Source organism: Lysobacter sp. CA199, from assembly GCF_052078715.1.
In the GTDB taxonomy this organism is placed as follows: Bacteria; Pseudomonadota; Gammaproteobacteria; order Xanthomonadales; family Xanthomonadaceae; genus Lysobacter.
On the sequence record NZ_JBQJIL010000016.1, the window covers coordinates 56,929 to 82,908 of the forward strand.

The window sequence follows — 25,980 nt, forward strand, 5'->3', positions numbered from 1 at the left end:
CTGCGGCATGTAAAGAGGGCGGCGTCGAGGTGTTGAAGCACCCCGACGCCACCGCAACCCGCAGTTGAAGCTGCGAGTCTTGGCCAAGGCCCCCTGCCGTGTGCGCACGGGCGGGTCGAAGGCTACCGATATTCCAACCTTCGTAAAAGACTTGCAGCAATGGAAAAAATCAGTAACACCGCCGCCGCTCCGCGCCGGCGCAAGACCCCGGGCGTCAACGGGTTTCGCTACCGCCCCAAGTTCGGCGTCATCGTCTTGTGCAAAGACGAAGCTCACCAGCAACGCATCTACGCCGATCTGAAGCAACGCGGCTTGAAGCTGCGGGTGGTGTGCGTATGAAGCTCGCGATCCGTCATTCCTGCGCCGACTTCGACAGCTACCGCGCCGCGCGCGTGAAATCGCTGTTCAATTGCGAGGACGCCGCCGCATTCCAGCTGGATGCGGAACTGCCGATCGAAGACGCGGCCTGGTCGGTCGGCGTGATCGTTGGGCCGTCCGGTAGCGGCAAGAGCAGCCTGGGCGCCGCCGTGTGGGGTGAGGGTGCTTTCTGGCATCCGCAATGGCCAGCCGACGCACCGATCATCGACGCAATCGACCCGGCTGGAGACTTCAACGCCGCCACGGCCGCGCTGGCATCGGTGGGCCTGGGCAGCGTGCCGGCGTGGTTGCGTCCCTACGCCGTTCTATCGAACGGCGAACGTTTCCGTGCCGATCTGGCCCGCCTGATCGCCGAAGCGCCACCGCGCGCCGTCGTGGACGAATTCAGTAGCGTCGTGGACCGCCAGATCGCTTGTGTCGGTGCGCTGGCCTTCGCCAAGGCCTGGCGCCGCACGCGCGGCCAGGCCGTGCTGTTGTCGTGCCACCGCGACATCCTGGATTGGATCGAGCCCGATTGGATTTTCGACACGGCCACCGCTCAGTTCGAGCGGGCTCCGGCCGGGAGCCGGCTTCGGCGACGCCCATCGTTCGAGCTCGAAATCGCTGAAACCAGCTGGGAGTATTGGCCCGCTTTTGAGCCGCATCACTATCTGAAGCTGCCCCGGATGATCGCGGCACGCTGCTATGTCGGCACCATCAGCGGCCTGCCGGTGGCGCATGTCGCCTTCTCGACGCGGCCGGGCCTGGTTGAGGCACGGGCCTGCCGCCTGGTCGTGATGCCCGAATGGCAGGGCGCCGGCGTTGGCCTACGCTTCTTGAACGCCATCTGCGAACGCTGGCGCCGAGGCGAGAATCGTTTCGGCCTGCCGTTGCCGACGCTTTTCCACACCAGCCACCCGGGTCTGTGCGACGCCTTGCGGCGCGATCGGAACTGGACGCAGGTCAGCGCGACGCTGGCGGGCGCACATAAAGGTAGGAGCGCGGCGTCTATGGCACTCAGCCAACAGCGCGGCCGTGTCGTCACCGTAGGCGGCGGCTTCGGCGGGCACTTCCGCGCCGTCCAAGGCTTTCGGTATTTGGGCCGGGAGGACGCTGCATGCGCGTGATGTTGGTGGGGCAGAAATGGCTCGGCGCTGAGACGTTGGCCTTGTTGAGGACCGAAGGCTGTGAAGTGACCCAGGTTGCAGCGCCGGCGAACGATCGGCTGGCCGTTGTCGCCGTGGAGAACGGAATCCCTTGTGGCGATCCCGGCCCGACATTACCGGCCGCGTGGGTGCCCGAGGGAACGGACTTGATCGTGGCGGCCCATGCCCACTGCTTTGTCACTGGCGGCGCGCGGGCGCGGGCGCGGTTGGGCGCGATCGGCTACCACCCGAGCCTGCTGCCGCGCCACCGGGGCCGGGACGCGGTTCGATGGGCGGTCCATATGGAGGAGCGGGTCACCGGCGGAACGGTGTACTGGATGGATGACCGGGCGGACGGCGGGCCGATCGCAGCACAGGATTGGTGCTTCGTCCGCCCCGGCGATGACGCCGCGTCGCTGTGGCGCCGTGACCTGGCACCAATGGGGCTGCGACTGTTCCGGCAGGTGCTGACCGATCTCCGAGCCGGGGTTGTTCACCGGGAGCAGCAGGACGAGTCCGTCGCGACGTGGGAGCCGTCGTTCGATCGACCGGCCCTCCGATCCGCGTCAAAACGGTAATTCCTTTACGCTATGTGCAACGCCCCGCGAGGCAATTTATCCCAGTCTTTGGGCGTCAAATTTCGCGGCGCGCATCATCGCCCCCTTTGAAAAGGGGGCCGGCGCCGACGCCGATCCAGCGCGGCGACGCCTTCGTCTGCACCGGGGGATTTGTTTTGCCAAGAACCCTCGCTCTCACGCCAGGCTTTTCAACGCCCCCGCCGCCAATTCGAACGATCGCAGCCGCGCGGCGTGTTCGTAGATGTTCGCGGTAATCATCAACTCATCGGGACGATGCCGCGCGATAAAGGCCGCGATGCCTTCGCGCACCTGCTGCGCATCGCCGACCACCGCGCAGGCCAGGGCCTGGGCGACGCCGGCTTTTTCCAACGGCGTCCAGAAGCTCTCGATGTCCTCGATCGGCGGCGGAATCAGCCCGGGCCGGCCGCGGCGCAGGTTGACGAAGGCCTGTTGCTGGGTGGTGAACAAACGCCGCGCCTGCGCGCTGTCGTCGGCCACGACCACGTTCAAGGCCAACATCGCGTAAGGCGCGGACAAGCGCGCGGAAGGCTGGAAATCGCGTCGGTACAGATTCAGGGCTTCGTCCATCGCATCGGGCGCGAAGTGCGAGGCGAACGCGAACGGCAGGCCCATCGCCGCCGACAGGCGCGCGCTGAACAAACTCGATCCGAGCAGCCACACCGGCACCTCCAGTCCCGCGCCAGGCACCGCGCGCACCGCCTGGCCCGGCTGCACCGGTTGGAAGTAATGCAGCAACTCGGCCACGTCCTGTGGAAAGCTGTCGGCGCCGTCGTAATAGCGGCGCAAGGCGCGCGCGGTGGCGTGGTCGGTGCCGGGCGCGCGGCCCAGGCCCAGGTCGATGCGGTCGGGGTACAACGACGCCAGCGTGCCGAACTGCTCGGCCACCTGCAGCGGCGCGTGGTTGGGCAACATGATGCCGCCGGCGCCGACCCGGATCGTCGAGGTGCCGCCGGCGATATGGCCGATCAGCACCGCGGTGGCGGCGCTGGCGATACCGGGCATGTTGTGGTGTTCGGCCAGCCAGTAGCGGGTGTAGCCCAGCGCTTCGGCGTGGCGCGCCAGATCCAGACTGTTGGCGAAGGCCTGGCGGGTGTCGCTGCCTTCGGTGACGGGGGCGAGATCCAGGACGGAGAACGGCGGCATGCGGGGCGACTCGGGGGAAGATCCCCTTGATCTGGGGGCCGCCGCGCACGATTCCAGCTGCCGGTTCGGGCCGGGAGGGATCGGCTGTGTCGCCCGAATGGCGGCAATCCGACTGTAGGAGCGGCGCGAGCCGCGACCGCGACATCTGGCTTACGTCGTATGCGCGAGGTCGCGGTCGCGGCTCGCGCCGCTCCTACAGTCGGAACTGGGGCATCGGGTCAACCGCTCAGAACAGATCGAACTTCAAACCTTCGCGCTCGTTATCCCAGATCGTGCACACCACCCACCAGCGCCCATGCTCATGGCACAGCTGGATGCTGTTGGCGCCGCGCTTGAGCAATACCGGCGAGTCGGCGCTCGGCCGCGCGTCGTATTTGCTCCAGACATGGGCGATCTGGCCGAAACGCTCGATCCGCTGGTCGGTCTCGACCTCATAGAAGTCGTTGTCGGCGAAGAACGCCGTCACGTCGGCGATGTATTGCTCGGTGTCGAACACCGCCGCGCGGGTCGAGCCGTCGGCCTGGACTACGGTGCGCAGGCTCAGATTGCGCGGATGGCACAGATAGCGGAAACGCGCCCAGTCGCGCGGCGCGCCGGCCGGGCCGGAGATGCAGGCGTAGATCGCCCGCACCAGTCGGCCGATGTCCTGGGTGTCGTCGATCCACTGCTGGGGTACGGCCCGATCGGAATGGCTCATGAGGCGACACGCTCCTGATTGAGTAGGGTCGGAACCGGCGAACCCGCCGCGACGCGGCGTGAGCGGGCTTATTCGGAACGGGATTATCCGGGCATCGGCCAATCGGCCAGCGGCGCGATCAGCCAGTACAAGCCGCCGATCACCACCAGCCACATCGCCGACTTCAACAAGAACCCGACCAGCTTGAAGGCCAGGTACAGGCCGGCGACGACGGCGATCAGCGCAACGATGTCCATGCCAGCTCCGGCGATAAAACGGTCCCGAGCTTAGATCAACCGAAGCTACGTACGCGAGCGCAGCCCCCGAAGCCCAACACCCCAAGCCTCCCGCCATGGCGTGTCAGCCGCTTCGCTGACAACGCTCGCGAGCGCCCCGGAAGCCCGAACGCCCTTCATCCTCTCCCCGACGAGCCGCTCCCGCGCGCCCCCCGCCAGCCAACCGAAATAAAAAAATCTCGACAAACCGACGAACGGCAGGAACAATTTCCTAACATTTGGGTCTACCGTTCCGATCGATACATGAACGCGCAAAAAGGCGCGCTTGAGCGGTCAGAACGTCGCTACTCTTGGGGACCGGCTGAGCAACGGATCGCTCGGCCCGGCACTGGCCACCGCACCACGGATCGGAACGCCCGCAATGCAAACCACCTCGCCCCCGACGCAACCGGCTCCCGATACGGAGGCCGGCGCCGCCGGCCGCCCCAACGCCTGGACGCGCGCCCACCGCGCCGTGTTCGGCAACCTGTCCTGGTCCCCGCCGCCGTGGCTCGGCGCGCTGTTCGCGCGCATCCGGCAAAAGCCCAAGCTGTATCTGGGCAGCGTGCTCGGACTGATCGCGGTCGGCTCGCTCGGCTACTGGCTCGCCACCCGGCCCAAGCCGGTGATTCCCGGCGCGCTGGCGATCGAGCTGCACACCCCGGAACTCACCGACTACAGCCGCAAACCGGCCAAGGTCGACACCTTGCGCCTGAGTTTTTCCGACTCGGCCGCGCCGCTCAAACAGATCGGCTCCGCGCCGGCCGGGGTAAGCCTGACGCCCGAACTCAAGGGCGCGTGGAACTGGGAAGACGACAAGACCCTGGTGTTCACCCCGTCCGGCGACTGGCCGGTCAAGGCCAAGTACGCCGTCGAACTCGATCCCAAGCAGACCGTCGCGCCCAAGGTGCTGCTGCAGGAGCGCCAGTTCGAATTCACCACCGCGCCGTTCAAGGCCGACATCGCCAACAGCGAGTTCTATCAGGACCCGCAGGACCCGGCGCTCAAGAAGGGCGTGTACGAACTCAAGTTCTCCCATCCGGTCGATGAGGCGCAGTTGCAGCGGCGGGTCGCGCTGTCGCTGGCCGACGGCGCCGGCACCGCGCTGGCCGCGCCCAAGTACACCCTCACCTACGACGACAGCCGGCTCAAGGCCTGGGTGCATTCCGAACCGCTGACCCTGCCCGAGAACGGCGGCACGCTGAAGCTCGAACTCGCTCCCGGCGTGGTCAGCGCGCTCGGCGGCGAAGGCAGCGCCGACAAGCTCAGCGCCAGCGTGCGCCTGCCCTCGCTGTACAGCGTCAGCATCGACAGCCTCGACACCAGCCTGGTCGAGAACGAGCGCTTCGAACCCGAACAAGTGCTGGTGCTCAACTTCAACAACGCCATGCGCGACGCCGACGTCGCCGGCGCGGTGCGCGCCTGGCTGCTGCCGGCCAAGGATCCGCGCCGTCCGGCCAAGGAACAAAGCGGCAACCACAGTTGGTCGCGCGACGACGTCGACGAGAGCGTGCTCAAGGCCGCCACCGTGTTGCCCTTGAGCGCGGTGCCGACCGAACGCGAGTACATCGAAACCCACAGCTTCAAATTCCAGGCGCCGCCGGGCCGCCATGTCTACGTGCGGGTCAACAAGGGCCTGAAGGCCTTCGGCGGTTTCATCCTCGGCAGCAACTACTCGTCCGTGCAGACCGTGCCCGAGTATCCCAAGCTGCTGCGCTTCGTCGGCGAAGGTGCGCTGCTGTCGCTGCGCGGCGAACGCCGGGTCAGCGTGGTCTCGCGCAACGTGCCGGCCGCGCGCCTGGAAATCGCCCGCGTGCTGCCCGAGCAGATCCAGCACCTGGTGTTCAACAACAGCGGCAGCTACGCCAAGCCGACCTTCTACAACCTCGCCGCCGACAGCCTGGTCGAACGCGAGGAAAAACGCCTCACCCTGCCCGCCGACAACCCGGCCAAGGCCCACTACGAAGGCGTGGACCTGGGTCAATACCTCAAGCCCAACCGCCGCGGCGTGTTCCTGCTGAGCCTGCGCGATTTGAGCGAGGACGATGCCAAGCGTACGGCCGAGGAAACCCTGGCCGACGACGCCGGTAGCGAGGAAGACAGCCGCCTGGTCGTGCTCACCGATCTGGGCATCGTGGTCAAACAAGCCATGGACGGGCGCCGCGATGTGTTCGTGCAATCGCTGTCCAACGGCTCGCCGGTGGCCGGCGTGCGGGTGCGCGCGGTCGCGCGCAACGGCGAAACCCTGATCGAGGCCGAGACCGACGCCAGCGGCCGCGCCCAGATTCCCTCGCTCAAGGGCTTCAAGCGCGAGAAAGAACCGGCGATGCTGACCGTCAGCCAGGGCGAGGACTATTCCTTCCTGCCGATCGACGACTACCGCCGCAAACTGGACTACTCGCGCTTCGACATCGGCGGCGAACCCAACGATCTGGAGGCCGGCGCGCTCAACGCGTTCTTGTTCTCTGATCGCGGCCTGTACCGTCCCGGCGACACCATCAACATCGGCATGATCGTGCGCGCCGCCGATTGGAAGCGCCCGCTGACCGGCCTGCCGCTGGAATGGGAGTTCACCGATCCGCGCGGCAACGTGGCCAAGCGGCAGAAGCTCCAACTCAGCGAACAGGGCTTCGAGAGCGCCAGCTTCGCGCCCAGCGAAAGCGCGCCCAGCGGTACCTGGCAGGTGCAGTTGTTCCTGCTCGGCCGCGACGACCAGCGCACGACCATCGGCTCGACCTCGGTGCAGGTGCGCGAATTCGCGCCCGACACCATGAAGGTCGCGGCCAAACTGTCGGCGGACAATCCCAAGGGCTGGATCAAGCCCGAACAATTATCGGCCACCGTGACCGCCGAGAACCTGTTCGGCACGCCGGCGCAGCAGCGTCGCGTGGAAGGCACGATGGTGCTGCGTCCTTATTTCCCCAGCTTCGCCCAGTACCCGGGTTATCAGTTCTTCGACCCGCAGCGCGCCAAGGAGGGCTACGACGAGGCCTTGAGCGATCAGACCACCAACGCCGAGGGCCAGGCCGAGTTCAAACTCGATCTGACCAAGTACGAGCGCGCCACGTATCAGTTGAGCTTCCTCGCCCGCGCGTTCGAACCCGGCAGCGGCCGCAACGTCGCCGCACAGACCACCGCGCTCGTGTCCAACAACGACTTCCTGGTCGGCATCAAACCGCAGGACGATCTGAACTACATCAAGCGCGGCGCCAAGCGTGCGCTGCAATTGCTCGCCATCGGCCAGGACGGCCAGCCCAAGGCCGTCGCCGGCCTGCGCGCGGTGGTGGTCGAAAAACGCTACGTCTCGGTGCTGACCAAGCAGGACTCGGGCCTGTACCGCTATGTCTCGCACGAACGCCGCTACGACCAGCGCGACGAACCGCTGGCTCTGGCCGGCGGCCGTCAGAACGTGTCGCTGCCGACCGACCAACCCGGCGATTTCCTGCTGGAAGTGCGTAGCGCCGACGGCAAGGTGCTCAACCAGATCGGTTACCAGATCGCCGGCGCGGCCAATCTGTCGCGCTCGCTGGAGCGCAACGCCGAGCTCAGCCTGAATCTGTCCAAGCCCGGCTACAAACCGGGTGAGACCATCGAGATCAGCATTCGCGCGCCGTATGCCGGCAGTGGGTTGATCACGTTGGAGCGCGACAAGGTCTATGCCCACGCGTGGTTCCGCGCCGACAGCAACGCCAGCGTGCAGAAGATCGTGGTGCCGGCCGATTTCGAGGGCAACGGCTACATCAACGTGCAGTTCCTGCGCGATCCGAACTCCGACGAGATCTACATGAGCCCGTTGTCGTTCGGCGTGGCGCCGTTCACCGTAGACCGCAGTGCGCGCACTCAGCCGCTGAAACTGGTCTTGCCGAAGGTGACCAAGCCCGGCACGCCGATGACCGCCGACCTCACTACGCAAGGCAAGGCGCGGGTGGCGCTGTTCGCGGTGGACGAAGGCATCCTGCAGGTCGCGCGCTACCGCGTCGGCGATCCGCTGGATCACTTCTTCCGCAAGAAGATGCTGCAAGTGGACACCGCGCAGATTCTCGACCTGCTGCTGCCCGAGTTCAGCCGCATCGCCGCATCGGCCGCGCCCGGCGGCGACGGCGAAGGCGGCATGGCCAAGCACCTCAATCCGTTCAAGCGCAAATCGGAGAAACCGGCGGTGTGGTGGTCGGGCATCGTCGATGTCGATGGCGCCCATCAGTTCAAGTTCACCCTGCCCGACCACTTCAACGGCCGCGTGCGCGTGGTCGCGGTGGCGGTGACGCCCGAACGGATCGGCGTGATCCAGGACGATGCGCTCGTGCGCGGCGATTTCGTGCTGACTCCGACCGTGCCGACCCACGTCGCACCCGGCGACGAGTTCGACCTGCCGGTCGGCGTGGCCAACACCATCGAAGGCGCGAAGAAGCCCTCGCAGGTGACGGTGAGCCTGCAATTGCCCGCATCGCTGAGCCTGGTCGGGGCCGCTCCGGCGCCGGTGAGCATCGCGCCGCGCAGCGAAACCACGGTGCGGTTCCGGGTCAAGGCCGGCAATGCGCTGGGCGCGTTGCCGGTCGGCATCCAGGCCGCGTCGGGGACGTACTCGGCCAAGCGCCGGATCGAGTTGTCGCTGCGTCCGGCCCTGGTCGCGCGACAGGACCTGATCGCCGGCCGCGCCGACAAGCGCAGCATCATCCAGCCGCTGCGTTCGATGTACGACCAGCGCGCCACCCGCCAGTTGTCGGCCTCGGTGTCGCCGCTGGTGGCGGTGGACGGCCTGGCCGCGTACCTGGGCGATTACCCGCACCAGTGCAGCGAACAGTTGCTCAGCGGCGCGTTCCCGGCGCTTGTGCTGGCCGCGCATCCGGAGTTGGGCAAGATCGTCGCGCCGGCTTCGGGCGATCCCAAGCAGGACATTGTCGACGTGCTGCGCTCGCGCCAGAACAGCGAAGGCGGCATCGGCCTGTGGACCGCCACGCCCGACGCCGACGACTTCGTCACCGGTTACGCCGCGCTGTATCTGCTGGAAGCGCGCGAGCGCGGCCAGGCGATTCCCGGCGATCTGCTCAAGTCGCTCAACGGCTATCTGGAGCAACTGGCCGCCGACCGTTCCGGCAACGATCTGCCTTCGCTGCGCAGCCGCGCGCTGGCGGTGTATCTGCTGGTCCGCCAGGGCCGCACCGCGAGCAATCTGCTCAGCGCGGTGCACGAGCAGATCAAGCGCGATCAGTCCAAGACCTGGGAGAACGATGTCGCCGGCCTGCTGATCGCCTCGAGCTATCAGCTGCTGCAGCAGGACAAGGCGGCTCGGCCGCTGGTCAACAAGGCGCTGATCCGCGCCAACGCGGCGTCGAACCAGGTCGCCACGGCGTACTCGCACTACTACGACAACGGCATCGATCAGGCCTGGACGGTGTATCTGCTCAACCGCCACTTCGCCGCGCTGAGCCGCGACGGCCTGAAGATGACGGCGCTCGAACGCCTGCTCGATCCGTTGCGTCACAACAGCTACAACACCTTGTCCTCGGCGCTGACCGTGCTGGCGATGGATGCCTACGCCGGCGCGCAGCCGCAGCAGCCCCTGCCGGTGCTCGAAGCGGCCGGCAAGGACGGCAAGTCGCGGCAGATCGGTGCGGCGCAAGGCGTGATCTCACGCGGCGCGTTCGCCGGCGGCGATCTGCGCCTGTGGGTCGCGCCGGGCGGCCCGGCGCCGGCCTGGTATCTGGTCAATCAAAGCGGTTTCGACCGCGCCCTGCCCAAGGCGGTGCAGGACAAGGGACTGGAAGTGGTGCGCGACTACCTCGACGACGCCGGCAAGCCGGTCACCGCGATCAAGCAAGGCCAGGAGATCACCGTGCGCCTGCGCGTGCGCGCACTCGGCGCGCCGTTCCGCGACTCGATCGCGGTGGTGGACCTGCTGCCGGGCGGTTTCGAACCGGTGATGCAGTACGCCGCGCCGACCGCGAGCGTCGACGCCAACGGCCAGGAAAGCGAGGGCTGCGAGGAAGAGTGTGGCGACGGCGAGGAAGCAGGCCAGCCCTCGCGCGACGGCGAAGATCCCAACGCGGCGCCGCAACAGACCCTGGCCCTGCCCGGTTCGACCTTCGCGCCGGCGCATGTGGAGCAGCGCGAAGACCGCATCGTCCTGTACGGCGGTGTCGGCGGCGAGGCCAGCGAGTTCCGTTACAAGGTCCGGGCCAACAACAGCGGCAAGTTCGTAGTGCCGCCGGTGTACGCCGAATCGATGTACGAGCGCTCGGTGTACGCGCAGGGCGGTCCGGCCGGTGTGTTGCAGGTGAATGTACCTACGCCATGAATCTCGGGCTGTTTCGTAGAAAAGCGGTGCATAAAAGCCCCTCTCCCGCTGGCGGGAGAGGGGTTGGGGTGAGGGCCAAGTGGGCGCCGTAATGACACCGAAGCCATATCGTCCAGGCAAGTTGCGCCGGCGGTGGGTGGTTCTTCTGCTGAGTCTCATTGCCGTCGCTACGATCTTTGGCGCTGTGCGCTTTTGGTGGCTTGCGCTATGAATCCGCGGGTATTTCGCATTAGAAAGTTGCGCCGGCGGTGGGTGGTTCTTCTGCTGAGTCTCATTGCCGTCGCTACGATCTTTGGCGCTGTGCGCTTTTGGCCGCGCCCGGGCCTGTCGGAAGCGATCCCGCTTTCCACCGTGGTGCGCGATCGCGAGGGCCGGCTGTTGCGGCTGACCCTCGCCAGCGATCAGCGTTACCGCCTGTGGGTGCCGCTCGAGGACATCTCGCCGCAACTGGTCGAAGCGGTGATGTTGCAGGAGGACGCCTGGTTCCGCTGGCATCCGGGCTTCAATCCGATCAGCCTGGTGCGCGGCGCCTGGTCGACCTATGGCAGCGGCGAGGCGCGTGTCGGCGGCTCCACCCTGACCATGCAGCTCGCGCGTCTGCGCTGGCGCCTGCAGACCCGCGACGTGCGCGGCAAACTGGTGCAGATCGCGCGCGCGCTGCAATTGGAGCTGTGCTATTCCAAGGACGAAATTCTTGAGGCGTATCTGAACCTCGCCCCGTACGGCGGCAATATCGAAGGTGTCGGCGCGGCCAGCCTGATCTATTACCGCAAGCCAACCGATCGCCTTACGCTCCCGGAATCGCTGGCCCTGGCTGTACTACCGCAAGCGCCCTCGCGCCGCGGCAAACTCGCCGCCCACGACGACGACGCCTACTACATCGGCCGCGGCCTGCAAGCTGCGCGCGCGCGGCTGTACGCGCGTTGGCGCGAGCGCCATCCCGAGGATGCCGCCGAGGACGCACTGCTGAGCCTGCCGTTGCGCTTGCACAGCGCGCGTGAACTGCCGTTCCGCGCGCCGCATCTGGTCGATCGTGTGCTGGCCGAACGCGCCTGGCACCCGCAGGACGGCCCGGAGCTCAAGACCACCCTCGACGCGCGTCTGCAACGGCTGCTCGAAGAACGCGTGCGCAACCATCTGCGCCGCGAGCGCAGCCGCGGCCTGCGCAACGCCAGCGCGATCCTGATCGACACCCGCGATATGGGCGTGCGCGCGCTGGTCGGTTCGGCCGATTATTTCGATGCCGGCATCCAGGGCCAGGTCAACGGTAGCGATGCCAAACGCTCGCCCGGTTCCACCCTCAAGCCCTTCATCTATGCGCTCGCGCTCGACCAGGGCGTGCTGCACCCGCAGACCGTGCTGCGCGACGTACCCAGCGCCTTCGGCCCGTACACGCCGGAGAATTTCGACGGCCGCTTCATGGGACCGGTGACCGCGAGCGAAGCCCTGGTGCGCAGCCGCAATATTCCCGCGGTCTATGTCGCCGCTCAGCTCAAGCAACCGGGCTTCTACGACTTCCTGCGTCAGGCCGGGGTCAGCCGCATGGCCAGCAAGGACCACTACGGCCTGGCCCTGGTGTTGGGCGGCGGCGAGGTCACGATGGAAGAACTCGCGCGCATGTACGCCATGCTCGGCAACGACGGCCGCCTGCGCGCGCTGCGTTGGCGCCAGAGCGATCCGCACGAAGACGGCGCGCGCCTGATCAGCGCCGAAGCTGCGTACATCACCCGCGATATGCTGCGACACAACCCGCGCCCGGACGCGGGCTCGCAGCCGGCCTCGCGGCCGCTGCCGGTGGCGTGGAAAACCGGAACCTCCTGGGCGTTCCGCGATGCCTGGAGCGCGGGCATCGTCGGGCCGTACGTACTGGTCGTGTGGCTCGGCAACTTCGACGGCTCCAGCAATCCGGCGTTGGTCGGCGTGGAAGCGGCCGCGCCGCTGTTCTTCGACATCGTCGACGGACTGCAGGCCGCGCGCGTGGATCTGGCCGATCCGGTGCGGCAGTGGCCGATCAATATCAAGCGCGTGGAAGTCTGCCGCGCCAGCGGCGACCTGCCCAACGCCTGGTGCCCGCAGCGCGGCATGACTTGGTTCATCCCGGGCAAGTCGCCGATCCGGATCAGCACCGTGCATCGCGCGGTCGCGCTGGACAAGGCCAGCGGCCGCCCCGCCTGCGGCCGCTTCGATCCGGCGACCATGCGTACACAGGTGTTCGAATTCTGGCCTTCGGATCTGGCCCAGGTGTTCGTGCAGGCCGGCATTCCGCGCCGGCGCCCGCCGTCCGGGCACGATTGCGGCGGTGCCCAGGATTGGCTGGGTTCGGCGCCGAGCATCACCTCGCCCTACCGCGCCACCCGTTACACGATGCGCTTGTCGCATCCCGACCAGGTCTCCTTGAGTTTGTCGGCGACGGTCGATGCCGACGTATCCAAGCTGTACTGGTTCGTCGGCAACACCTTCATCGGCAGCGCCGATCCGGGCAAGGCGCTGGCGTGGACGCCCGACCGCACCGGCCAGTTCCGCTTGTCGGTGGTCGACGATCGCGGCCGCAGCGACGAGCGCGAGATCGAAGTGGCGGTGGTGCAGTAGGCTTGCCTCGCCGAACTCTCGGCTTCGCAATGAGTCTGTTCAAAGTCGCTGAAAAAACAGGCTCGTCATTCCTGCGAACGCGGGAATGACGAGCAAAAAACGCAGATGTTCCAAACCCGAAGCCGAGATTTTGCACAAGCTCCGAGAGATATCGCCGCGCGCCGGCCCGGCGACCGCGACGCTGAACGCTCTCGTTCCCGCGCGCAACGACCTTCACCACAAGCCCCGCGCGAACGCCTAGTGTGGCCGGGTGTAATGCCGGCCCAATGCGAGAACCCCACCATGTCGCGTCCGTCGATCACTCTCAGCCTGTGTGCGTCGCTGCTCGCGATCGGCTGCGCCCACGCGTCCGATGCCGATCTGGCGGCCTCGCGCGATCCCGTCGTCGATCCCCAACTCGATCGCGTACGCGGCTGCTGGATCCAGCGCGTCGAACCCGACGGCCGCGCCACCGTACTGCTGCGGCTGTTGCCCGATCGCGAACACAAGGACTGGCTCAGCGGCCAGTTGCAACGCGCCGACGGCGACGATCCCGATCGCCGCCTGCGTGTGTGGCTCGCGCGCGACGGCCGCTCGGCCTTGATGGCCAGCCGCGACATTACCGATCCGGCCGCGCCGCCGCCGAATACCTCGCCGATGCGCACGCTCGTCAAGCCCAAGGCGCCGGCCGGCGCTGCCGGATCGCTGGTCGCCACCGCGCAAGCGCAGGTGCAGTTCGAACGCACGCCCGCCCCGTCCGGACCGCCGACCGGCGCGCCACCGGACACGCTGATCCTGGACTATCGCGAACGCGGCGCCAGCAAGCGTCTGCGCATCGAAGTGTCCGAGGAACATTTGAAACTCAGCCTGCCCGGCGTCCCGTTAGCGCATAAGCCCGGCAGCGGACCAAGCGCGCCGGCGGTGCTGTTCGACGGCCGGCGCGACGGTTGCGACTGAGCTATCTCGATAGGCCCCTGCAGGAGCGGCGCAAGCCGCGACTGCGAATTCACAGCGACGCCGTAAGCGCGAATTCGCAGTCGCGGCTCGCGCCGCTCCTACAGGCGGATACGCGGCAACGCATCGCTCAAGCGCCGGGCGCCGCCGCAGTCACGCGCCATACGGTGTTGCCGACATCGTCGGTCACCAGCAGCGCGCCGCGCGCGTCCAGGCGCACGTCCACCGGACGGCCCAGCGCGTTCTCGTCGCCGTCGAGGAATCCAGTCAGTACGTCCGCCGGCACGCCATCGGGCTTGCCGTTCTTGAACGATACGAAGATCACCTTGTAGCCGCTCTTGGGCTTGCGATTCCATGAGCCGTGCTGGCCGACGAACAAACCGTTGGCGTACGCGGCCGGCAGCGCGCTGCCGCGCGAGAAGGCGATGCCCAGCGAGGCGGTGTGCGGACCCAGCGCGTAATCGGGCGCCAACGCCTTGGCCACCAGCTCCGGCTGCTGCGGCTTCACGCGTACGTCGACGTGCTGACCGTAATAGCTGTAGGGCCAGCCGTAAAAACCGCCGTCCTGGACCGAGGTGACGTAATCGGGGACCAGGTCGCTGCCGATTTCGTCGCGTTCGTTGACCGCGGTCCACAACGCGCCGGTATCGGGTTCCCAGGCCAGACCGTTGGGATTGCGCAGGCCGGTGGCGAACAAACGCTTCTTGCCGCTGGCGCGGTCCAGTTCCCAGATCGCCGCGCGTCCCTGTTCCATCTCCATGCCGTTCTCGCCGACGTTGCTGTTGGAACCGACGGTGATATAGAGCTTGCTGCCGTCGCGGCTGGCGATCAGGTTCTTGGTCCAGTGATGGTTGATGCCGGCCGGCAAGTCGGTGACTTTGACGCCCTTGCCCGCGATCGAGGTGTCGCCTTCGCGATACGGAAAACGCCAGACCGAATCGGCGTTGGCGACGTAGAACTCGTCGCCGACCAGCGCCATGCCGAACGGCGAATGCAGATCCTTGGCAAACACCGTGCGCAGTTCGGCCACGCCGTCGCCGTCGGCATCGCGCAGCAAGCTGATGCGGTCCGCGCTGGGCACCGTCGCGCCGGCCTTCTTCATCACCCGCCCGGCGACCCAGGCCTTGATGCCGGAAGGTTTCTGGTCCGAGGCCGGCGCATTGCTTTCGGCCACCAGCACATCGCCATTGGGCAGCACGTACAGCCAGCGCGGATGGTCCAGGCCCTGCGCGAACGCGGCCACCGCCAGACCCGGCGCGGGCGTCGGCTTGGCCCCCTGCGGCCAACCGATCGCGGGAGCGATGTTGACCGTGGGGAACGTGGTCGCATTCGGGGCCGGCAGTTTCGGCGCCGCGCCGGTGCCGTCGGCGACTTGCAGGGTCGCGGTTTCGCCGCAGGCGGCCAGGCCCAGCGTGAGGACGATCGATAACGCAGTCGGGCGCGTTGCGCGGAACATGGATCGACTCCGGAATCCGTGGCTGATGTCGCGAGGATGCGCGGCGGGAAGTAAAACCCGCGAGAAACCGGGCCGATGGCGTCCGGTTATGTGAAGCGCATCGGTTTTAGCTCCGGAATCGGCCGTGAGGGTTTCGACCCCGGCTTTTTGCTTCAGTCGCCCCCGACACCATGACCGCGCCGGATCGAAAAGCGTCGGGGCTGAAGCCCCTCCCACAAAGGGCCTGCTACGCAAGCCGCGATGACGGTGCCGCGCCGGATCGAGATGCGTCGGGGCTCAAGCCCCTCCCATAACGCCCGCTACACAAACCCCGATGACACTGCCGCGCCGGATCGAAAAGCGTCGGGGCTGAAGCCCCTCCCACAAAAGACCCGCAGCAAGTCCCGATGACGCTGCCGCGTCGGATCGGCGACCGTCGGGGCTCAACCACAACGCCGCCACGCCGACGGCCTCATGGCTCTCCGCCGCGGGCCTAGAATGCGGCCATGAAGATCACTCTCGACGAGTTGCTCGCCTTCGCCACCGTGGTCGACACCGGTTCGATCACCGCCGCGGCGCAATCGCTGGATCAGACCGTCTCCGGGGTCAGCCGCGCGCTCGGTCGGCTCGAGGAAAAACTCGGCACCACCCTGCTGCGCCGGACCACGCGGCGGTTGGAACTCACTGAGGAAGGCGAACTCATGCTGGCCCGCGCACGCGCGATCCTGGCCTCGATCGAGGATGCCGAGGAACAGATGGCGCTGCGCCATCAGCAACCGGCCGGTCGCTTGCGGGTCAATGCGGCCTCGCCGTTCATGCTGCATGTCATCGTGCCGCTGGTCGGCGACTTCCGCCGCCGTTATCCGCAGATCGAGCTGGAGCTCAACACCAACGATCAGATCATCGATCTGCTGGAACAGCGCACCGACATCGCCATCCGCATCGGCCAGCTCGCCGACTCGACCCTGCATGCGCGGCCGCTGCCGAGCAGCCGCCTGCGCGTGCTCGCCAGTGCGGCATATCTGCAAACGCACGGCAAACCGCGCAGCGTGGCCGAACTGAGCGAGCACGTCCTGCTCGGCTTCGCCCCGACCGCCACGCTCAACCGCTGGCCGCTGCGCGACGCTCACGGCAACGAGCTGGACATCGCCCCGCATCTGCACGCCTCCAGCGGCGAAACCCTGCGGCAGCTGGCGCTGGCCGGCGAAGGCATCGTCTGCCTGTCCGACTTCATGACCCGCGCCGACCGCGAGCGCGGCGATCTGCTGCAGTTGTTCGCGCGCGAGACCCTGGACGTGCGCCAGCCGATCAACGCGGTCTACTACCGCAACACCCAGTTGGCCTCGCGCATCGCCTGTTTCCTGGACTTTCTCGCCCAGCGGCTGGCGCCGAGCGGCGGCGAGGCGGCTTGGGAATAGATCGGCCGGTCGCCGCCGACCGCGTCGCGAGCGCAGATCAAGAGAGCGCAGCGCCCGGCCCGCCTCCGCGATCCCGCGCAACGTAAACGAACCGGCATTAGAGCGTTTTTATCCGCTTTGTCCGGATTGCGCGCCGGGTTATCCGAGCATTCCCGTCGGGCTAGCGTGCGCACACCGCATCCCATTGGAGTCCGCATGCCGCTGCATCCCCAAGCCCAGGCCATGATCGAGGCCTACTCGCCCGATCCCGAACTCGATTACGCGCAACTGGACGCAGCACGACTGCGCGGGTCCTTCGCCATTCCCGAACCGGCGGCTCCACCGCGCGAGGACGTCGGCACGCAAACACTGCACGCGCCCGGCGCGACCGGACCGATTCCCTTGCGGCTGTATCGCCCTTTCGCAAAGGAAGGCGAGGCCTACGCGCTGCCGATCACCGTCTACCTGCACGGCGGCGGCTTCGTGCTCGGCGACCTCGACACCACCGACGGGTTGTGCCGCAGCCTGGCGGCGCGGGCGCGGACGCTGGTGGTTTCTGTCGACTATCGGCTCGCGCCGGAAGCACCGTTCCCGGCCGGGCTGGACGACGCGTACGACGCGCTCGCATGGGTCGCGCACCATGCCGCCGAACTCGGCGGCGACGGCGAACGCATCGCCGTCGCCGGCGACAGCTCGGGCGGCAATTTCGCCGCGGCGCTCGCCCAACGCGCGCGCGACGACGGCCCGCGTCTGCGTCATCAACTGCTGCTCTATCCGGCACTCGACGCGGCCTGCACGCACGCGTCCTACCGCGAATTCGCGCACGGTTACTTCCTTAGTGCGCCGATGATGCAGTGGTACTGGCGCCAGTATCTGGCCGACGCCGATCCGGCCGATCCGCGCGCCTCGCCTTTACGTGCGCCGGACCTGCGCGGCTTGCCGCCAGCGACGGTGTTCAGCGCCGAATACGATGTGCTGCGCGACGAGGCCGAGGCTTACGCGCAAGCGCTGATCGCGGCCGGCGTGGCGGTCGGCAGCAAGCGCTGGGATGGGCAGATCCACGGTTTCCTGCTGCAACAAGGGCGCGTCGACGCCGCCGACACGGCGATCGAAGAAGCCGCCGCCGCGTTGCGCGCGGCCTTCGCTTGAGCGAGGCAAGTCGAGCGCGCGCGCTGAAACCACGAAAACCCGGGTGTCGAGACCGGCGTTGAGAACGACCGGGAAGATGACCCTGCACCGCGTAGCGCCGCGGTGCAGGGCCGGAAGTGGCGGACGGGCACGGTCCCGTCTCCACCACAAGCAACCGCCGGCATCCTGGAGACACGCCGGCGGAACGACTGGGTCCCAGTCATTGATTACAACGATGCGAGCCGTCAGCCTCCCTACCCCGGGCGGATACCGCTCGTCGTGGAAAAGGGGAGTGGCGGGCTGGGCGGCACGCGCGATCCGGACCGAGCACCGTCGCGGCGCTCGCTCATGGCATTTGCGATCCGAGCGCCTCGGACGCCCTCGTCCCGCGACGCGATCAACCGCCGGGCTTGACCGACAGCTCGGCCTTTTCCGCCTCGCTCAGCGCGCGGTGGCCGTAGCTGATCACCCGCGTCATCCGCCACTGCCCGTCCTGGTTCGCCCAGACCATCAGAAACTTGGCGCCGCCCTCGCAGCGGCCGCTGGCGATCTCGCAGAAACGGTGCTCGCCTTCCTCGATCGCGCCATAGCCCTTGATCGGATACACCTTCAACGAGGCCGGCAGCAACTCGCGACGCACCTTGCCGCAGATGTATTTGCGGGTGTTGGCGATCACCGTGGCGCGGTCGAAACTCGCTCCGCCCTGGTCGTGATAGAACTCCACGTCCGGCGTGAAGTATTCGCCGAACGCATCGAGATCGCAGCGGTTGTACGCGTCGAACACCTTGCCGTCGAGTTCGGCGATGGTGCTTTTGAGCTTCGCGTCCCCTGCGCTTTCATCGGCCCATGCGACGGTGCCGGACAGCGACAGCGCCGCGGCCGACAACACGGCGATCGCGGTGAAACTCCGATTACCCATACCGATGCCTCTTTGAGTGAACGCAAGACGGCCATCGGCCGGGAAATGATGAGGCCGCGCCGCTCAGGATCGCTTTGCGGCCGGCTTGAGCTTGCTCTCGGCATCGGCCGCCTGGTCCGCCACCGGCGTCAGGCGCAGATCGTGGAAGTCGAAACTGAAATCGGTCATCGGCGAAATCGCCTCCATGCGCAACTCACGCACCTTGCCGTCGGGCGTCAAGGCGAAGTTGAGAAAGGCGTCGGCGTTGAGCCAGCGCTGATCCCAGCGCACGATGAACGTGTCGTGCTGCCAGTGCGAGAGTTCGCCGACCAGATCCTTGGTGCGGCCGAACCGAACCCGCAGCTTGCCGCCCGCGGCCGGTTCGATGAAGACATCGCCGTACCACGGATCGCGATAGGTGCCGGCATATCCCGCCAGCGGCAACGAAGGCCTGGACTTGGCGTCGCGCGCCTTGAGGTGTTTCGCCCAATCCTCATCGGCCTTGCCGCGGCTCTTGGCCAGCGCTGCGGCGTAGGCGGCGTTCCAGTCGGTCTTGGGCGCGTCCAGATACGCGTCGAGCGCGCGCATGGTCACCGCCTGGAACGCGCCGCCGAGTTCGGCGTTGGTCAGCACCACCACGCCGAGCTTGTGCTCGGGCACCAAGGTCACCCGCGAGACCATGCCCGGCCAACCGCCGGTGTGCCAGACCAGCTTCTCGCCGCGATAGTCGGTGAGCTGCCAGCCCTCGCCATAACCGGCGAAATTCGGCTTGACCGGCGCCAGTTCCGGCACCGACGGTTCGGCGATCGGCATCGGCGTGATCACCGACCACATCTCGCGCTGGCGCTTGGCGCTGAACAAGCGTTGTTCCTTGTCGCCGTCGCGACCGTACACGCCGCCGTCGAGCTGGACCCGCATCCACTTGCCGATGTCGTGCACGCTCGAATACAGGCCGCCGGCGCCGGCCACGTTGGCCCAGGTCATCCGCGGCGCGGTCTGCAGGGTCTTGAAATCGGCCTTGGCGTGTCCGCTGGCGACCTTGTCGCCGGCTTGCAGCGCATCGGCGTTGTAACGCGTTTCGTCCATGCCCAGCGGCTTGAAGATGCGCTGGCCGAGGAACTCGCGATAGCTCTGCCCGCTGGCTTTCTCCACCACCAACTGGGCCACGCCGTAGAGGATGTTGTCGTACGCGTATTGACCGCGGAAACCGCCGTTCAACGGCACCCGGGCCAGGCGGCGCGCGACTTCTTCGTTGCTGTAATCGGTGCCCGGCCAGTACAGCAGATCGCCCGCGCCCAGGCCCAGGCCGCTGCGGTGGGCGAGCAGATCGCGCACGCGCATTTCGCCGGTCACGTACGCATCGGCCATGCGGAACCACGGCAGATGGTCGATCACCCGATCGTCCAGGCTCAACTTGCCCTCGTCGGCCAGCATCGACAACGAGGCCGAGGTGAAGGCCTTGGTGTTGGAAGCGATGGCGAACAAGGTGTGCGCGTCGACCGGTTCGGCTTTGCCGAGTTCGCGCACGCCGTAGCCGCGCTCGAGCACGATGCGGCCGTCCTTGACGATGGCCACCGCGATACCGGGCACTTCGAATTGCTTGCGTACCGCTTCGACGTAGGCGTCGAAGTCGCGCAGTTGCTCCGGCAGCGACGCCTGTGCGGCGGACGTGGGCGCATCGGGCGCGGTGGCGCGGACGTCGGCATCGGCGGGCGTCTGCGCGATGGTGCCGGTGGCGCTCATGCAGATCAGTAGTCCGGCGCCGTGCGCCTTCCAATCAGTGGCTCGCATCGTCTGGAACTCTGGCAATCGACAAGGCCGCCACTGTCGGCGATCGCGCCGCGGCGCGCCAGAGGCCTGAAGTCAGGGGCGATCGCAGGCGCTTTATTGCCGCCCTGACGTTCTCCCCTTTGAAAAGGGGGGGTTAGGAGGGATTTGCTTTTGCTTTTTCTTAGCTGCACCGGACAACAAGAGCAAGAGCAAATCCCCCTACCCCCTTTATCAAAGGGGGGAATCCTTTTGGGGAATCGTTAGCGGTGGAGGTCGTCGGCTTGGGGCTGTGGGGCAATCGCTGACTGGCCGGCATCGTCATCCGCTGCAACGAACCAGCCGGCCTCTACGACAAATCCCGCAAACAGCGGCGGATCGACGCTCCCCGTCGCACACGACGCATCACGGGCCGATCCGCGCGAGGCGGCATAATGCGCGCCCGCGTCGCCGAACCCTGCCCTCGTCCATGTCCGACACCCTCGCACTCCCCGGTCTGGCCATCGTCGGCGGAGGTCCTGCCGGCCTGATGGCCGCGCAAACCGCGCGCGCGCTCGGCGTGGAGGTGGATCTGTTCGAGGCCAAGGGCTCGGTCGGACGCAAATTCCTGATCGCCGGCAAGGGCGGGCTGAACCTGACTCACGGCGAGCCGCGCCCGGCCTTCGATCGCCGCTACGGCGAGCGCAGCGCGCAGATCGCCGGTTGGCTGGACCGGTTCGACGCCGATGCGCTGCGCGAATGGGCGCGCGGTTTCGGCGTGGAGACGTATGTCGGCAGCTCCGGCCGGGTGTTCCCGATGGACCGCAAGGCCGCACCGCTGCTGCGCGGATGGGTGCGGCGGCTGCGCGAGGACGGGGTGCGCTTTCACGTCCAGCACCGCTGCATCGGCTGGAATCAGGATGGCGCGCTGTGTTTCCAGACGCCCTTCGGGGTGATCGAAGCGAAGACGCCGGCCGTCGTGTTGGCGCTGGGCGGCGGCAGTTGGCCGGAACTGGGTTCGGACGGAGCCTGGACCGAATGGTTAGGCGAGCGCGGCGTCGATATCGCACCGCTGCAGCCGTCCAACTGCGGTTTCGACATCGGCTGGAGCGCGCATTTCGCCCAGCGCCACGCCGGCGCGCCGCTCAAACCGGTGGTCGCGCACTGGCGCGACGGCGACGGCGGCGAGCGCAGCCTGCAAGGCGAATGCGTGGCCACCGCGACCGGCGTCGAAGGCAGCCTGGTTTACGCCCTCTCGTCGATGCTGCGCGAGACGATCGCCGCGCAGGGCGCGGCCACGCTCGAACTCGATCTGGCGCCGGGCCGCGACCTGCAACGCCTGCACAACGATTTCGCCCAACCGCGCCGCGGCCGCAGCGTCGGCGAGCATCTGCGCCGGCAAACCGGGCTGGACGGGGTCAAGGCGGCGCTGGTGTTCGAAACGCTGGGCAAGGAAGGTCTCAACGACCCGGCCACGGTCGCGCGCACGATCAAGCGCCTGCCGCTGCGCCTGTTGCGCCCGCGCCCGATCGCCGAGGCGATCAGCAGCGCCGGCGGCGTGCGCCTGGAAGCGCTGGATCCGGCGTTGCGGGTATCGGCGCTGCAGGTATCAGCGTTGAGCCCGGCGGTGTTCTGCGCCGGCGAAATGCTCGATTGGGAAGCGCCGACCGGCGGCTATCTGCTGACCGCATGTTTCGCCAGCGGTTCGATCGCCGGGCAGGCGGCGGCGCGGCGGTTGCTCGATGCGTCCGCCGGCTGAGTCCATCGGCTGAACACCGCGGCGCGCAAGGCAGCGCGCCGCCGCGGCGGCTACTTACGAAGCCGCCTTCTCCGTGGCCTTGCCCATGAAGAACATCGAAGCACACAGACCCACACCCTGCGCGGTCGCCGCCGGCAGGTCGCTGCCCTGCAACGCCATCAGCTTGACCACGTCGCCGGTCGCTTCGCTGACCTTGGCCAGGGCGATGAAGCCGGTCGGGGTGGTGCCGCAGAACGCGTTGGCCGGCGTTTCCTTGGGCGGCGTCTGTTCGATCACCCGGCGCAGCTCGACCGGCTGACTGGCGTCCAACTGCATGGTCGCGCCGTAGGTCTGGCCGGCCGAGTACTGGTCGCCGCCGCGCACGATCGCCACGCGCTCGGTCTTGTACAAGGAACCGTTCTCGCCCTTGAGTTCCAGATCGTCGATGGTGATCTTGCCGATGGTGGCCTGAGCGACCGGATTGCCGGGCTCGAAGGTGCCCAGCGCCACCGGCGTGAGCATCGGCGGCGAGGCGCGCGAGACCGGGTCGGCGTCCGGATCGGGCACCGCCTGGGGCGGCGGCGGCGGAGCGGCGGTGGTTTCCTGCGGGGCGGCGGAATTGACCGGCGCGCGCTGACTGCAGGCGGCCGTCGTCAGGACGGCGAGCGTGAGCAGGCTCAGCGCGGGGAACAGGCGTCGGTTCATCGATGGTCCTCGTTTCGATTCAAATTCGGCTACGCGCGCGCGGCGCTGAACCAGCGTCGCCGGCCCGCGAGCCTGACGTTCGTTACGCTTCGCGGGAGGAGCCGATGCGGGGGCGGCGGCGCGATGCGAAGGCGCAGCCTAACCGCTGGCCGCGTTTGGACGGGTTAATAGTTTGTAATAAATGGCAAAAAATGCCGGTCAGGCGGCCGCATCGTGCAAGGGTTGCAACTGCGGATCCAGGGCGACGCGTTCGTCGAACACGAAGCAACGGCCCTGATAGTGACGGCCGCCCACCTGCTCGAAGTAACCCAGGATGCCGCCGTCGAGCTGGAGCAGATTGTCCATGCCGTCCGCGCGCAGCCACAACGCGGCTTTTTCGCAGCGGATTCCGCCGGTGCAGAAGCTGACCACGGTGGCGTCGCGCAGGCTGTCGCGGTGCGGCGCCAGCGCTTGCGGCAGGTCGGTGAAGTTGTCGATCGGCAGGGTCAGCGCCTGCTCGAAACTGCCGTAGCCGACTTCCTCGCGGTTGCGCGTGTCCAGCAGCACGACCCGGCGGCCGTCATCGTCGTGGCCGCGGTCGAGCCAACGCTCAAGCGTGCCCGGCGTCACACTCGGCGCGCGGCCGTGCAGCGGCGAGGCGTTTTCGCGCCGGAACGCGATGATCTCTTTCTTGAGCTTGACCTTGAGCCGGGCGAACGGCTGAGCGCGGCTGTGGCTGTACTTGACCGCGAGGTCGGCCAGGCGCGGATCCGCGCGCAGGCCGTCGAGCAGAGTCTGGACCGCATCGGCCGCGCCGGCCAGGAACAGATTGATGCCCTCGCCCGCGACCAGCGCGGTCCCGCGCAGTTGCAAGGCCTGCGCCTGTTCGCGCAAGCGCGCGGCGAACTGCGGCGGATCGTCGATGACGGCGAAATGGTAGGCGGCGATGTTGACGATCATGGCCGCCATTCTAAAGCAGCCCCGGCGCCCGGCGCCTTTGCGAGCCTGACACGGCCCGGCTGGGCCGAAGCTGAACCAAGCCGCGAACCTTCCGCGGGAGCCGCTGTCCCAGGATTTGCGTGGCCGACAACGAAGGCATCCCAGCCGACGGACCGCGCAGACGCCGCGGCAAGGGCCTCGGCGCCGCCCCGACATCCAACGCCACAAGGAGGCGTTTGCATGAAGATTCAGCTCAACACCGACCATCATCTGCGCGGCGACGAGTCGCTGAGCCAGCACGTGGAAGGCGTGATCGATCACAGCCTGGGCCGCTACCGCGACCAGGTCACCCGGGTGGAAGTGCATCTGCGCGACGTCAACGGCGCCAAGGCCGGCGGCGGCGACAAACACTGCACGATCGAGGCGCGGCTGGAGGGTCGCCCGCCGGTCGCCGCGACCGAGGACGCCGACAGCATGCGCGCGGCCATCAGCGGCGCGGCGCGCAAGTTGCAACGGGTGTTGGGCAGTTCACTGGGGCGATTGTCGGGCTGAATCGCAACCGGCGGCAGTGCATTTCGACGCATCGGTACTTCGATGCGTCCGTGTCGGGCCTTCTGGCCCGGCACGAGACGTGGACCTGCGGCGTCGTTGTCGGGGATGTCCGATCCGGCCCGAGGGCAAGTGACTTCGTTGTCGAGGATTCGCGGTCGGGCCTGAAAGGCCCTCCCACAAAAGACGTCGGGGCGCTTTCGGTCGTCCATGTTGCGAGATCGCGAATTCGCCGGTGATTTCGGCAGCGCTTCGCTCTCGCCGATCACCGATCACCGATCATCCATCGCCGATCACCAACCCTCTTGGAACTTCCCCCAGCACGAAGACCACGAGGTCTTTTGTGGGAGGGCCCTTCAGGCCCGACCGAGGTCTGGATCGACTGCACACCGGACCGCAACCACACCGATTCCGCGAATCATCGCTTGGTGGTGATCGATCGCCGCAGATTGTTGCGCGCCGCGGCGTCGTAACGCTGGTGATAGTGATCGCTGAGAAAAATCCGCTCGCGCTTGAGCAAACCTTTGAGAAATCGCCGCCGGTTGAGCCGGAACAACGGTCCCGGCACATGGCCGCGATACTCCGAAGCGATGCCGCGGTCGTAGGCGTCGAACGCGGCCGGTTCGGCGCCGAGGATGGCCATGTCGCCGTCGAGAAACAAACGGGTCTGCTCGTCCACGTCCTCGCGCGCGATCGCGCCGTGGCGCGCGGTGAGTTCGATCAGTTCGGCGACGCGGTCGGCGTCGATGCCCGCTTGCGGCAGCCAGCGCGCGATGTGCTCGCGCGCGAGCACCGCCGAACGCGCTTCGTTGTCGCGACGGCCGGCTTCGTAGATCGCATCGTGGTACAGCACGGCCAGCGCGACTTCGCGCGGCTGCGTCCAGCCGGGGCCGGCGGCGACGTCGGCGTAGTGGCGCAGCACTTCGGCGACGTGGCCGATGTTGTGGTAGGCGCGCGATGGCGTGGCGTACGCGACCTCGAGCGCGGCGATCTGTTCGGGCGGCAACGACAGCGGCAGTTGCGCGAGCGCGGTGTCGGGCAGGCGGTCTTTGGACTCGGGCGCGGGAACGGTCATATCTGGCATAGCGGCGGCGCGGCTACGGGAATGCCGGCATCTTGGCATCTTTGCTGTTGTCGTGGCGTGGCGGAAGCAGCGCCAGCGCGCGAACGACGCCTCATTAAGAATAAAGGCAGCCCCCGGCGCCAGGGCGGTGACCAAGATGGGCCGCCGAGGACGATGGAACGCCTCCGACTGTAGGAGCGGCGCAAGCCGCGACCAACCGAAGCGACTGACATCAGCGCCTTCTCCGAAGCCCGCCTGCCTCAAGCCTTCAAATGCAAGAGCCACCGAGTTTCATCGCTTCGGTTGATTTAGTGGTATTGCCCGCCTGCCTCAGGCCTTCAAATGCAAGAGCCACCGAGTTTCATCGCTTCGGTTGATTTAGTGGTATTGC

At 67.4% G+C, this 25,980-nt stretch carries 19 protein-coding genes; 10 read left to right on the forward strand and 9 right to left on the reverse strand.

Translation table 11 applies throughout. The features are described 5' to 3' along the window. Positions 1 to 159 precede the first annotated feature (159 nt). The 3 genes from ACTOWJ_RS26135 to ACTOWJ_RS26145 are packed head-to-tail and all read left to right on the forward strand — an operon-like array spanning position 160 to position 2,080. The gene (locus tag ACTOWJ_RS26135; RefSeq protein WP_441337550.1) at positions 160 to 339 is read left to right on the forward strand and encodes a hypothetical protein; all 180 of its coding nucleotides are present in this window, start codon (positions 160 to 162) and stop codon (positions 337 to 339) included. Further along, complete coding sequence (locus ACTOWJ_RS26140; RefSeq protein ID WP_441337551.1) at positions 336 to 1,484, forward strand: hypothetical protein; 1,149 nt, start codon at positions 336 to 338, stop codon at positions 1,482 to 1,484. The genes ACTOWJ_RS26135 and ACTOWJ_RS26140 overlap by 4 nt, the downstream gene beginning before the upstream one ends. Continuing rightward, positions 1,475 to 2,080, forward strand: a complete 606-nt coding sequence (locus ACTOWJ_RS26145) for a formyltransferase family protein (protein ID WP_441337552.1) — start codon at positions 1,475 to 1,477, stop codon at positions 2,078 to 2,080. The genes ACTOWJ_RS26140 and ACTOWJ_RS26145 overlap by 10 nt, the downstream gene beginning before the upstream one ends. 174 nt (positions 2,081 to 2,254) lie before the next feature. Here the strand turns inward: ACTOWJ_RS26145 and ACTOWJ_RS26150 are convergent, their stop codons facing one another. The 3 genes from ACTOWJ_RS26150 to ACTOWJ_RS26160 all read right to left on the reverse strand — a co-directional run bounded on the left by ACTOWJ_RS26150 (position 2,255) and on the right by ACTOWJ_RS26160 (position 4,177). Beyond that, complete coding sequence (locus ACTOWJ_RS26150) at positions 2,255 to 3,244, reverse strand: LLM class flavin-dependent oxidoreductase (protein ID WP_441337553.1); 990 nt, start codon at positions 3,242 to 3,244, stop codon at positions 2,255 to 2,257. A gap of 226 nt (positions 3,245 to 3,470) precedes the next feature. Next, the gene (locus ACTOWJ_RS26155; RefSeq protein ID WP_441337554.1) at positions 3,471 to 3,941 is read right to left on the reverse strand and encodes a hypothetical protein; all 471 of its coding nucleotides are present in this window, start codon (positions 3,939 to 3,941) and stop codon (positions 3,471 to 3,473) included. 83 nt (positions 3,942 to 4,024) lie between these two features. Then, the gene (locus tag ACTOWJ_RS26160) at positions 4,025 to 4,177 is read right to left on the reverse strand and encodes a hypothetical protein (protein ID WP_441337555.1); all 153 of its coding nucleotides are present in this window, start codon (positions 4,175 to 4,177) and stop codon (positions 4,025 to 4,027) included. A gap of 400 nt (positions 4,178 to 4,577) precedes the next feature. On the opposite strand from ACTOWJ_RS26160, the gene ACTOWJ_RS26165 reads away from it, so the two are divergent. From ACTOWJ_RS26165 to ACTOWJ_RS26175, 3 genes are all read left to right on the forward strand, one after another. Continuing rightward, positions 4,578 to 10,490 carry an alpha-2-macroglobulin family protein gene (locus tag ACTOWJ_RS26165; protein ID WP_441337556.1) on the forward strand — a complete coding sequence of 1,971 codons (5,913 nt, stop codon included), beginning with the start codon at positions 4,578 to 4,580 and terminating at the stop codon, positions 10,488 to 10,490. 300 nt (positions 10,491 to 10,790) lie between these two features. After that, complete coding sequence (gene pbpC / locus ACTOWJ_RS26170; protein WP_441337557.1) at positions 10,791 to 13,079, forward strand: penicillin-binding protein 1C; 2,289 nt, start codon at positions 10,791 to 10,793, stop codon at positions 13,077 to 13,079. A gap of 282 nt (positions 13,080 to 13,361) precedes the next feature. Further along, positions 13,362 to 14,015: a hypothetical protein gene (locus ACTOWJ_RS26175; RefSeq protein ID WP_441337558.1), complete on the forward strand. Its 654-nt coding sequence runs from the start codon at positions 13,362 to 13,364 to the stop codon at positions 14,013 to 14,015. 127 nt (positions 14,016 to 14,142) lie between these two features. Here ACTOWJ_RS26175 and ACTOWJ_RS26180 read toward each other — a convergent pair whose 3' ends face one another. Next, complete coding sequence (locus ACTOWJ_RS26180) at positions 14,143 to 15,468, reverse strand: PQQ-dependent sugar dehydrogenase (protein WP_441337559.1); 1,326 nt, start codon at positions 15,466 to 15,468, stop codon at positions 14,143 to 14,145. A gap of 485 nt (positions 15,469 to 15,953) precedes the next feature. Here ACTOWJ_RS26180 and ACTOWJ_RS26185 point away from each other — a divergent pair, with 485 nt between their 5' ends. Together ACTOWJ_RS26185 and ACTOWJ_RS26190 are read left to right on the forward strand one after the other, a co-directional pair. Beyond that, positions 15,954 to 16,865, forward strand: a complete 912-nt coding sequence (locus ACTOWJ_RS26185; RefSeq protein WP_441337560.1) for a LysR substrate-binding domain-containing protein — start codon at positions 15,954 to 15,956, stop codon at positions 16,863 to 16,865. 195 nt (positions 16,866 to 17,060) lie between these two features. Then, positions 17,061 to 17,993, forward strand: a complete 933-nt coding sequence (locus ACTOWJ_RS26190) for an alpha/beta hydrolase (protein WP_441337561.1) — start codon at positions 17,061 to 17,063, stop codon at positions 17,991 to 17,993. A gap of 376 nt (positions 17,994 to 18,369) precedes the next feature. Here the strand turns inward: ACTOWJ_RS26190 and ACTOWJ_RS26195 are convergent, their stop codons facing one another. After that, on the reverse strand, positions 18,370 to 18,891 hold the full coding sequence (locus ACTOWJ_RS26195) for a nuclear transport factor 2 family protein (protein ID WP_441337562.1): 522 nt from the start codon (positions 18,889 to 18,891) through the stop codon (positions 18,370 to 18,372). A 63-nt stretch (positions 18,892 to 18,954) separates the two neighbouring features. Next, the gene (locus tag ACTOWJ_RS26200) at positions 18,955 to 20,661 is read right to left on the reverse strand and encodes a serine hydrolase (RefSeq protein ID WP_441337563.1); all 1,707 of its coding nucleotides are present in this window, start codon (positions 20,659 to 20,661) and stop codon (positions 18,955 to 18,957) included. A gap of 445 nt (positions 20,662 to 21,106) precedes the next feature. On the opposite strand from ACTOWJ_RS26200, the gene ACTOWJ_RS26205 reads away from it, so the two are divergent. Further along, positions 21,107 to 22,375, forward strand: a complete 1,269-nt coding sequence (locus tag ACTOWJ_RS26205) for a TIGR03862 family flavoprotein (protein ID WP_441337564.1) — start codon at positions 21,107 to 21,109, stop codon at positions 22,373 to 22,375. A 54-nt stretch (positions 22,376 to 22,429) separates the two neighbouring features. On the opposite strand, the gene ACTOWJ_RS26210 is transcribed toward ACTOWJ_RS26205, so the two are convergent. Both ACTOWJ_RS26210 and ACTOWJ_RS26215 read right to left on the reverse strand, forming a co-directional pair. After that, the gene (locus ACTOWJ_RS26210) at positions 22,430 to 23,059 is read right to left on the reverse strand and encodes a hypothetical protein (protein WP_441337565.1); all 630 of its coding nucleotides are present in this window, start codon (positions 23,057 to 23,059) and stop codon (positions 22,430 to 22,432) included. Positions 23,060 to 23,257: 198 nt separating this feature from the next. Next, positions 23,258 to 23,998, reverse strand: a complete 741-nt coding sequence (locus tag ACTOWJ_RS26215) for a sulfurtransferase (RefSeq protein WP_441337566.1) — start codon at positions 23,996 to 23,998, stop codon at positions 23,258 to 23,260. Between the two features lie 219 nt (positions 23,999 to 24,217). Between ACTOWJ_RS26215 and ACTOWJ_RS26220 the strand changes: the two genes are divergently transcribed. Then, complete coding sequence (locus ACTOWJ_RS26220; protein WP_441337567.1) at positions 24,218 to 24,529, forward strand: HPF/RaiA family ribosome-associated protein; 312 nt, start codon at positions 24,218 to 24,220, stop codon at positions 24,527 to 24,529. A 415-nt stretch (positions 24,530 to 24,944) separates the two neighbouring features. On the opposite strand, the gene ACTOWJ_RS26225 is transcribed toward ACTOWJ_RS26220, so the two are convergent. After that, positions 24,945 to 25,601 carry an HD domain-containing protein gene (locus ACTOWJ_RS26225; RefSeq protein ID WP_441337568.1) on the reverse strand — a complete coding sequence of 219 codons (657 nt, stop codon included), beginning with the start codon at positions 25,599 to 25,601 and terminating at the stop codon, positions 24,945 to 24,947. Positions 25,602 to 25,980 lie beyond the last annotated feature (379 nt).

What these genes read in the sequence shown, in the direction of transcription:
- ACTOWJ_RS26135 (WP_441337550.1), top strand. Translation starts at nt 160, where the DNA reads ATGGAAAAAATCAGTAACACCGCCGCCGCTCCGCGCCGGCGCAAGACC.
- ACTOWJ_RS26140 (WP_441337551.1), top strand. Translation starts at nt 336, where the DNA reads ATGAAGCTCGCGATCCGTCATTCCTGCGCCGACTTCGACAGCTACCGC.
- ACTOWJ_RS26145 (WP_441337552.1), top strand. Translation starts at nt 1,475, where the DNA reads ATGCGCGTGATGTTGGTGGGGCAGAAATGGCTCGGCGCTGAGACGTTG.
- ACTOWJ_RS26150 (WP_441337553.1), bottom strand. Translation starts at nt 3,244, where the DNA reads ATGCCGCCGTTCTCCGTCCTGGATCTCGCCCCCGTCACCGAAGGCAGC.
- ACTOWJ_RS26155 (WP_441337554.1), bottom strand. Translation starts at nt 3,941, where the DNA reads ATGAGCCATTCCGATCGGGCCGTACCCCAGCAGTGGATCGACGACACC.
- ACTOWJ_RS26160 (WP_441337555.1), bottom strand. Translation starts at nt 4,177, where the DNA reads ATGGACATCGTTGCGCTGATCGCCGTCGTCGCCGGCCTGTACCTGGCC.
- ACTOWJ_RS26165 (WP_441337556.1), top strand. Translation starts at nt 4,578, where the DNA reads ATGCAAACCACCTCGCCCCCGACGCAACCGGCTCCCGATACGGAGGCC.
- ACTOWJ_RS26175 (WP_441337558.1), top strand. Translation starts at nt 13,362, where the DNA reads ATGTCGCGTCCGTCGATCACTCTCAGCCTGTGTGCGTCGCTGCTCGCG.
- ACTOWJ_RS26180 (WP_441337559.1), bottom strand. Translation starts at nt 15,468, where the DNA reads ATGTTCCGCGCAACGCGCCCGACTGCGTTATCGATCGTCCTCACGCTG.
- ACTOWJ_RS26185 (WP_441337560.1), top strand. Translation starts at nt 15,954, where the DNA reads ATGAAGATCACTCTCGACGAGTTGCTCGCCTTCGCCACCGTGGTCGAC.
- ACTOWJ_RS26190 (WP_441337561.1), top strand. Translation starts at nt 17,061, where the DNA reads ATGCCGCTGCATCCCCAAGCCCAGGCCATGATCGAGGCCTACTCGCCC.
- ACTOWJ_RS26195 (WP_441337562.1), bottom strand. Translation starts at nt 18,891, where the DNA reads ATGGGTAATCGGAGTTTCACCGCGATCGCCGTGTTGTCGGCCGCGGCG.
- ACTOWJ_RS26200 (WP_441337563.1), bottom strand. Translation starts at nt 20,661, where the DNA reads ATGCGAGCCACTGATTGGAAGGCGCACGGCGCCGGACTACTGATCTGC.
- ACTOWJ_RS26205 (WP_441337564.1), top strand. Translation starts at nt 21,107, where the DNA reads ATGTCCGACACCCTCGCACTCCCCGGTCTGGCCATCGTCGGCGGAGGT.
- ACTOWJ_RS26210 (WP_441337565.1), bottom strand. Translation starts at nt 23,059, where the DNA reads ATGAACCGACGCCTGTTCCCCGCGCTGAGCCTGCTCACGCTCGCCGTC.
- ACTOWJ_RS26215 (WP_441337566.1), bottom strand. Translation starts at nt 23,998, where the DNA reads ATGATCGTCAACATCGCCGCCTACCATTTCGCCGTCATCGACGATCCG.
- ACTOWJ_RS26220 (WP_441337567.1), top strand. Translation starts at nt 24,218, where the DNA reads ATGAAGATTCAGCTCAACACCGACCATCATCTGCGCGGCGACGAGTCG.
- ACTOWJ_RS26225 (WP_441337568.1), bottom strand. Translation starts at nt 25,601, where the DNA reads ATGACCGTTCCCGCGCCCGAGTCCAAAGACCGCCTGCCCGACACCGCG.